This is a genomic window from Shewanella sp. M16 (assembly GCF_018224605.1).
GTDB lineage: Bacteria > Pseudomonadota > Gammaproteobacteria > Enterobacterales > Shewanellaceae > Shewanella > Shewanella oncorhynchi.
This window is the reverse complement of the sequence record NZ_JAGTUL010000011.1, coordinates 133621-141969: the sequence shown is the minus strand read 5'-3', so window position 1 is coordinate 141969 and position 8349 is coordinate 133621. Positions and strand designations below refer to the sequence as shown.

Here is an 8349-nt window from a genome sequence, read left to right as displayed (position 1 = left end):
AACATCAAATGTATCAAAGACTCAGCTATTATTCTTATAATTAACGTCAGAAGTGCATAAGAGACAGCTATAATTCTTTCAATTAATTTATTAAGCTCTTTTACAATTGGCAAAATTTCTTTTTTTAATTCTTTTAAAAATAAGAAATCTGGATCTTCGTTTATTTCATTTTTAAAAATTTGTTCAGTCATAGTGTAATCTCCATTTACCTACATTTATTTAAATAAGAATCAACAATCATTGCACTAATTTTTGGCGGAACTGCATTTGCTATCATCAGATGTAAGTTCCCTCTTGTTTTATATTCAGTGAAACTAAAAAAGTCTGGAAATCCTTGGATGCGTGCAGCTTCATGTGGTGTCAACGTTCGCCTTCTTAAAGGATGAACAAATCGACCTTGGCCCATAGTACTGAACCCCCTAGTTATTGTGGTTGATGGCTGATCCCACTTTAAACGACCATATGAAGTCGGATAGGTATGTTTTTTATTCTTATGGCAATCAGGTCTCAATTCATTTGGTAAATCATATAGATCATTATCAAAAAGATAATCAATTCTATCTAAATGCTTAGTTACCGAAGGAGTATCAAAAGTATCATCAGAATTATTTGAATTATCAATAATATCTGCAATGACGTCAGAAAGCACTGAAGAAGACTTATAGCTTTCAAGAGATAAGTCAATTTTTTCAATTGATGCGACTTGAATGTGCCTAACTCTATTTTGCGCTATACCATATTCGGCGGTTTTAATTACCAAGTTCTCGACGCTATAACCTAGCCCAGTTAAAAAATCAGCACTTTTAACTAATATATTCTCAGAATCATTTTTAATATTTAAAACATTCTCAATAATTACTAACTTTGGCCTACACAACTCAACAAAACGTATTACTTTTAAATATAATTTATTACGCGGATCTTTAGATCTTGTATGATTATTCAATCGTGAATGCCCTTGGCATGGTGGCCCAGCGAGAAGCACGTCAATGTTATTATTTTGAAATCTGACTTTTTCTTCTATTTCCGAAATATTATCACCGGGATAATTAGTAATAATTTCAGATATATCACCTTTATGCAAATTCAATAGATTTTCGGAAAAATTCTCTTCATATGTATTCGCAGCTTCAGGATTCAACTCTACTGCTAACTTAATATTACAAGCCAATTGATGCTTTCTAGCCGCTTCTAACGCACCCAGAGTTAATCCTCCACAACCAGAAAATAAGTCAACAATGCTAACTGAGTCTGAAAACTGGCTATAACTCGGCCTCTCACTCTCCATAAGCCATTGATTATCAAATATATTACTTCTCATAGCACTCTTTATCAAAATCTATGTTATATCTCAAACCATATTATGCCGTAACTTACTTTTAAATAGTATGGACATCAATTACTAATAGAGAAATTTATCCATTTAACACAACTAAATCCCTAGTGTAAGAATGTAAAAATCTTAATCCGTTAAGTTAAAAGATAGAAACACAAAAAAGTTAACTCATTGATTTTAATTTAAAAATCACAACTTGAAGGGGGGTATATCCTTTACAGTTGCAGGTTGTTCGCATCGATGGATTTGGTTAGAAAATGGAAATTAAGGTAGCCATCTTCATACATGTTTTCTCCACATGCTGGCTTTTTATATCTCAGTACATCACCAATCTGAATTTCCATTATTCGTCACCAATCCTTATCTAAGCAGCTTGGTGCAATATAACATACTGATATTTAATTAAAAGAAATGTGGATACCAATTGTGAGTATGCGCTTATTCAACTGCTAATTTATAACCTCACACAAGTACTACACTGAAGGTAAAGCGATACAAGGGCTGCACAGCGGAAAATGGTATCGATAAGCAGGCCCTCTGCGCCATGGATGGCGCGGTGGAGTCCTCAAGGAAGAGTTTACGGCGTGCCTGCGTCGATACCATTTGAGTGCCACAGTTGAGCCTTAAATCAAAGATCTCACTATTTCCCGCTCGGCAATAAGTATCTGGTACTTCGGCCGCCGGCGTCGGCTTTAACTAAAAACCGCTGTTCGACCATTTGCGCAAGATGACGGGTGGCAGTGGCGCGACTCACCTTCGCGACTTTTTGATACTGGCTACTATTAATCCCTAGTTCAAAATCGCCGTCTAACATCCGATTGAGTATTTTGGCTTGCTCCTGACTCAATAAAGATTGGTCGACACTTTGCCAATACTGAGTTTTCGATAGCGTTCTGCCCACATCTGCCATCGCATTGAGTAAGCAATCATTGAGGGTTTCAAAAAACCAAACTAACCAAGGAGTAATATCGACATCGCCCCTTTGGGTAGACTCTAAAATGTCATAGTAAGCTTGGCGACGGGCAAGAATACTGACCGACATAGCGTAAAAATGAATCGAGCGTTTCTCCGCTTGCGCCAGAGCTAAATCAGTCAATAAGCGCGTGATGCGCCCATTACCATCATCAAGTGGATGAAGAGTAACAAACCAAAGATGTGTTATCGCCGCACGGATAAGCGGATCTAAAACCTGCGCTTGCCGTGAAGCATTAAACCATTCGATAAACTGCGAGAGTTCAGCATCCAATGCCGCTCTAGAGGGTGCCTCAAAATGTACTGTTGGTTTATCAATGCGGCCAGAGACAACCTGCATAGATGTATCGCCACGCAGCGCTCCGCCAATAACGGGGTTAAACAGCGTATAACCCTGGGGAAATAACTGTTTATGCCAACCTAATATCCGCTCAAGGGTTAATTCAGTCTCTAAATTTTTTAAGGCATCGAGCATAATGTCAGCCAAACCATCGGTTTGTGCTGTTGTCGGATACGGTTTATCTTCAGTCACGCCGAGTTTTTTAGCTAAGGATGAGCGTACCGAAGCCGCATTGAGCTTTTCACCTTCGATCGCACTGGAATGGATAATGTTAGCGAGTAAGGTGTCGAGTGCAGCGTCTGAAGTTAATAAGCTATCGTCGTGACTTAGCATTTGCTTGCCAAGCAACTGGCCCTGATTGAAATAGACCTGACGCAGCAAGGCATCAATGCTGCTGGTGTTCCAATGAAACTTAGGCCAATCGGCTTGCTGCCAAATCCACATATCTACCCCATGAGTCGAATAACAAGCCTATTCTACTCAAATAATGAGGCAATTAACAAACCTATTCGACTCATTTTATGAGTCGAATAGCACTAATAATCGCCTCATCAATACCAACATGGCTATGCAATGCAGGGAAATGAGCCTTGTTGGTAATCCGGGATCTCTGTTTCTAAGCCTTGCGGTCAGCCACTTGCTATTATTGTGCAGCTACAGTGCAGCTATCATACAACTTAGTGGCGCCTTTACTGTGGTGCATTGGCGTTGCGCGTGACTTTTATGTATAGCCACCGACAAATATGTATAGCCACCGACAAAGCCTTCGCGCTGAGATATAATACCGCCGCTGATTTGACACGCCAATGTGAAACGCCGAGGTGAAAACTTACGGCTTTACCGCACCGCTGACACACATTCTGAGCCTAACCTATGCCTGATAACACCAACAATTCACCAACCTCTACTCACGTACAATGTACTGCTAATGCACAGCATATCGGCAATGTTCAACCTACTGGTAATTCACCGATTGCTACGCCAGATACAATGCATCCAGCCCAGTCGAATGCGCTCAGTGACGAACAGATAAAGGTGAAAAAGCAGAAGGTCTTTATCATAGGTTTGCCACGCACGGGCACCACGAGTGTGAGTGTTGCGCTATTGGAGCAAGGGCTTAAAGTGGCACACATGGCCTTTACTAAGCAGGCGTTTATGCTGGCCGATGCAGTGTCTGACACGCCTTGTTTCAGCGATTATCAGCAGTTGGATTTATTATTTCCCGAGGCTGTGTTTGTCTATCTCGACCGCGATATCAATACTTGGTTGCCTTCGATGCAGATGTTACTTGGTAAAATGGCACCCCATTTGGATGAAAAAACGGGCCGCTTTCATCCAATATTAAAGCGCAGTTTTAGGCATACTTTCGCCATAGATAAAGTGGCGGAACCTGCCAGCAGTGAGCACTTAATTGCTTGTTATCAAAAGCATCAGCAAGAAGTATTCGCTTACTTTAATGGACGGGAAGACTTTATTTCAATCGATGTTAGCCATGCAGGGAGCTTGAGTCAGTTACTGCAATTTTTGGGAATGGAAGCAAACGCGAAGAATAGCGATGTTACATTAGGTTTAAGCGAGCCGCTGAGTTTCCCTAAACTTAACGTGGGCCGCAACGTGGCAAGTTGGGGCGAATATAAACACCCCAACAAGGTCAACACCAATAGCGCAGGCCCACAAAGCCGTAAGTTTTTCGACTACACGCTTTAACATTGGATCAGTACACAGATATCCAAGCGCTGAATTAGAAATTAGCTTTAAGCACAGTCTCTTGGTCGAGCAAGCTTTGGTACAAGGTAAACTGGTTGGCGGCGCGGTCTAAATTATGGCCTTCGCGGTGGATGTGGAAATACACATCACCGTTAAGATAATCCGTTAAAAAACGCACACCTATCATCAAACAAATCACCCGAGCACCGAGCCATAGACTGCGCTTTTCGTCTTCCGTTAATACGTCACCCAACTCGCTCAAGTAGCCACGGCAAATCGCGGCGAAGATATCTTGGCGCACTTGGACTTTATCCAAAGCCGTTGAGTCTTCTTCCTCTGGCGAGCAGAAGGTGCGGACCATATCGCCAAAGTCATACATCAGATGACCTTTCATGCAGGTATCTAAATCGATAATCGCCATGCTGGACATATCGCGTTTATCGAAAAGCATGTTATTGATTTTCGTGTCGTTATGACAAATTCGCAGCGGCAGCTTTGGCGATATTTCTGCAAGTTCATCCAGCAAAGCCTGCTGAGATAACGCGTAATCGACCCAATGACGGCAGAGCGCTAAGCGATGTTGACTATCGAGTTCAGCGGCCTGCTTTAGTAAGGCCATGCGTCCCGGTAGATGGTGAAATTGAGGGATCACATCTTCAAGCTCTGTCGCATCAAAATCACTCAAGGCTGAGGCAAAATGCCCAAAGGCCTTAGCCGCCATTTCCGCTTCTTGTTCCGACTTAACCACTTCGATGCTGAGACTATGGGGCAAGTAACTGATCGCGCGCCAAAATCCTTGTTCGCCTAAATCGATAGCCAATTCACCCTCTTGGGTTAAACAAGGGCTAACGACTTTCAGGCCGTATTGTTGCTGCAACGACTTAGCGCATAAATGATGGCTAATTTTATCGGCATTGCAGACCAAAGCGTTGGGTGTTTTAAATACCTCAGTGTTAATTCGCTGCAATACCAATTCACCCGCAGGCCAGCGCACCAAAAGGGTGTCATTGATGTGGCCATTACCGAGGGCAGAAATTTTTGCCTCGGCAGATTCAATACCAAAATGAGGCAACACTGACTGCCTGATGAGTTTAATCACTCAATAACTCCGTTAATTTTTGTTTTACCCAGACAGTGTCCTGCGGATAAGTCACGCCAAGCCATGGCTCACAGGCAACATCGACATTCACAGGCAAACCTTGCTCAATTCCCGCTTGTACTATGGCGGGTAAATAGCATTCAGACTTAGGTTGTTGCCCCTGTTGCCCGATAAATTCGGTTAATTCACGTTTAATAACATCAAATATGTTTGGGGAGAAGCCCCAGCATGTCATAGAGACCAAGGACTGCGCCGGCAAATTAGCATGACCCTGCGGGCCATCACCCATTAAGTGGCCTGCTTGCTCGGCGATATTAAGCCATTCGGCGACCGATTTAAGCTGACCATTTTCAACCTGACACAAACCACGGTTAACACCACCGTGTTCCGACAACGTGAGTTCTATGGGATAGGCCACCATCATCCACTCAGTTGGCCTAGTGCTTAAGCCTTTGGCTAAGGAAGCAAAAGCGCTATCACCATAAAAATCATCGGCATTGATAACGGCCATTGGCCCTTTAACGAGATGGCGTGCACTCCACAGTGCATGGGCCGTCCCCCAAGGTTTAAGCCTGTGGCTAAGATCCGCCAACTGCGCCGCTTCGGGTAAATCCGTTAAGACTTGATAGCAAAAATGATATTCAAAATCGGCTGGCAAAAATCGTGTCAGGATCTCAGTTAATTCACTTTCTAATTCTGGGCGGATCACCAGCACAGCACGCTGAAAACCACTGCGAATGGCCGACATGATTGATAGCACCAACATGGGTTCACCCGCGGGGCCGAGTGCCGCCAATTGCTTATCGCCGCCGAAACGACTACCTAGCCCCGCAGCCATAATGACTAAGGTCAATTCTGTATTCATGCTGGATTGATATATTCAGTTCAAATTTAAAGGTGTTTCTCCAAACCGCAGCGACCTAAACAACCTAAAGTACGGTTTGAGAAAAAGAGGAGCAAAAGTGTAATCTACCCCTCTAATTGTGACTAGCATTTAAGCAGAATTTTTATCGACTTAGCTGCAGACTTTTTTAACGAGCAATATAATCGCCAAAGGTGCGATTTTGTTCCAATATCGCTTGGCTGCCCTTAAGACTGAACTTATAACCACACAGGCTAATATTACCTCGACGGGCGAGGTCAATAATGATGGCCTGAGTATCGAGTGGTGAGAATCGCGCCTCTGAAGCGGAATCCGCTTTCAGATCCACAGTCACAGGGCGATAGTCAGTGCCATTGTTAAAGGATAAGACGCTGCAAGTTTTATCTCCCTTTGCCGTCGCTAAGGACCACAGGTTTTGTGCTTTACCTTTCTCACCGAGCCAACGCATGATCAAGATGTCATCCTCCAGCGCCACAGAAAAACCGTCGGGTAACGCGAGCGTCACCCGCTCACCCGCATAGGGCGCAATCGCGTTAACTGTTACAACTTCTGCACCATCACCTGTCTCAGAGTCGCCATTTGGCCAAAGGCCCCACACCAAGGCAATCAAGAGCACCACACCACAGCCAATTCCTGCTGGGCGCCAATAACGGCGTTCCACTTTCGGCAGTTTAATCTTAGGCAACACCAAGAAACGCTTTAGTGGCGCCAAAAACTCAAATAAACCGCGAAATAGCTCAGTCATCGAACCAGAATCTTTTGCTTCGGCGCGGCGCTGACGCACTTCTTCGGCATGATCTCTATCGTTAAAGCTGTCAGGCTCGTCATCTTCTTCGGCGGTAAAACGCCAACCGGGTTCAGCACTACGCTCGGCAGGATCTAATTGCGCCGCAGTAAAGTCGACATGTTTCAAATCAACATTGTCCACATCGACATCGACCAACTCAATGTGGGTCTGTTCAACGCGGCTAGTATTAGCAGGACGGAAATCTGCATGGCTGTCTGGTATCACAAAATCGGCAGGATTCTGCGTCATTCGAGTTAACGCATCAAAGCGCAGCTCATCTTGACGCAACGCTTCTCGCTCTGCCTCCGCCGCGCTAACACTCGGCTCAACCCTCGGCGATGTTAAAACAGATTCAACATGGGTCGATAAATCGACCTCTGGCTCAGACACAGTCTCAGCACTAATGGTTTGGGCATGAAGCTGATCAACATGCGGCTCATGCCTTTCAGCTTGAGGTTGTGCTTGAATATGAGAGGTAGATTTTGCCGATTGTCTTACGGCAACGTCTTGAGCAACAATAGGTTTAGGGTCAATGATGTTAGGATCTATGGCAGTTTTAGATGCCATGGCTTTAGCGTCTATAGTGTTAGGATCTACGATTTTAGGATCTATGGTTTTAGGTGCGATGGTTTTAGGAACGATAGTCGGTTCCACACGGCGCCTAGGCATTGCCTGTGATGTTGGTGCATCCAGCTCAGGACCGAAATAACCGTAGCGATAATCCACTATCGTTGGTGCAGGAAAGCGCCAGCCCCAAAATGTCAGTCCCGCGGCTAACACTAAACTCAATCCAATTAAGGCAATATGCACATCGGCCGCTAACAGGCCGATGAAAATTATTAACGGCAATAGGAATACGCCAATCAAGCCTTTTGACTTATCGGCATCGGCCAAACGACGCAAACTGGTGAGCCCTAATAAAGGTAGACCCAACAATGCCAGCAAATACATCAGAAAATTAGCCCCAAAAGCAGCGGCTGCAAATGCAATACAGACATAAACGCCAACACTGATTGCGACAAAACGGGGACGAGAATCACGCCCGTGAAGGCAGAAAAGAGATTTTAACAGCACGACCCTTCCTTTATTGTTGTAAAAACGAGATACAAAAAGACACTCATTGCCTTATTCGCACGAGCGTAACCAATTTACCCGCAATTGTCAGTGCCTACGACCCAAGTCGGATAAAAATGCACATAATATCGAAGTAAATCTAAAATAGGCT

Annotated in this window: 7 protein-coding genes; 1 reads left to right on the top strand and 6 read right to left on the bottom strand. The window is 44.1% G+C overall.

Going from position 1 to position 8349, the window contains the following annotated elements; all coding sequences use genetic code 11:
* The 3 genes from KFE26_RS09940 to KFE26_RS09930 form a co-directional block, all read right to left on the bottom strand.
* Positions 1 to 191, bottom strand: a 191-nt coding sequence (locus KFE26_RS09940; RefSeq protein ID WP_212600305.1) for a hypothetical protein, incomplete at its 3' end; no start/stop codon positions are given.
* A gap of 14 nt (positions 192 to 205) precedes the next feature.
* Positions 206 to 1321 (bottom strand): DNA cytosine methyltransferase, encoded by a 1116-nt coding sequence (locus KFE26_RS09935; protein ID WP_212600301.1) that lies wholly within the window; start codon positions 1319 to 1321, stop codon positions 206 to 208.
* A gap of 655 nt (positions 1322 to 1976) precedes the next feature.
* Positions 1977 to 3092, bottom strand: a complete 1116-nt coding sequence (locus KFE26_RS09930) for a Fic family protein (RefSeq protein WP_212600300.1) — start codon at positions 3090 to 3092, stop codon at positions 1977 to 1979.
* Between the two features lie 429 nt (positions 3093 to 3521).
* Here KFE26_RS09930 and KFE26_RS09925 point away from each other — a divergent pair, with 429 nt between their 5' ends.
* The gene (locus KFE26_RS09925; protein ID WP_212600298.1) at positions 3522 to 4355 is read left to right on the top strand and encodes a sulfotransferase; all 834 of its coding nucleotides are present in this window, start codon (positions 3522 to 3524) and stop codon (positions 4353 to 4355) included.
* A 34-nt stretch (positions 4356 to 4389) separates the two neighbouring features.
* Here KFE26_RS09925 and KFE26_RS09920 read toward each other — a convergent pair whose 3' ends face one another.
* The 3 genes from KFE26_RS09920 to KFE26_RS09910 all read right to left on the bottom strand — a co-directional run bounded on the left by KFE26_RS09920 (position 4390) and on the right by KFE26_RS09910 (position 8198).
* A complete protein-coding gene (locus tag KFE26_RS09920; RefSeq protein WP_212600297.1) occupies positions 4390 to 5454 on the bottom strand; it encodes a phosphotransferase enzyme family protein in 1065 nt (354 codons plus the stop codon).
* On the bottom strand, positions 5447 to 6319 hold the full coding sequence (locus KFE26_RS09915) for an NTP transferase domain-containing protein (protein ID WP_212600296.1): 873 nt from the start codon (positions 6317 to 6319) through the stop codon (positions 5447 to 5449). The genes KFE26_RS09920 and KFE26_RS09915 overlap by 8 nt, the downstream gene beginning before the upstream one ends.
* 166 nt (positions 6320 to 6485) lie before the next feature.
* Positions 6486 to 8198: a hypothetical protein gene (locus KFE26_RS09910; RefSeq protein WP_212600295.1), complete on the bottom strand. Its 1713-nt coding sequence runs from the start codon at positions 8196 to 8198 to the stop codon at positions 6486 to 6488.
* Positions 8199 to 8349: the final 151 nt, after the last annotated feature.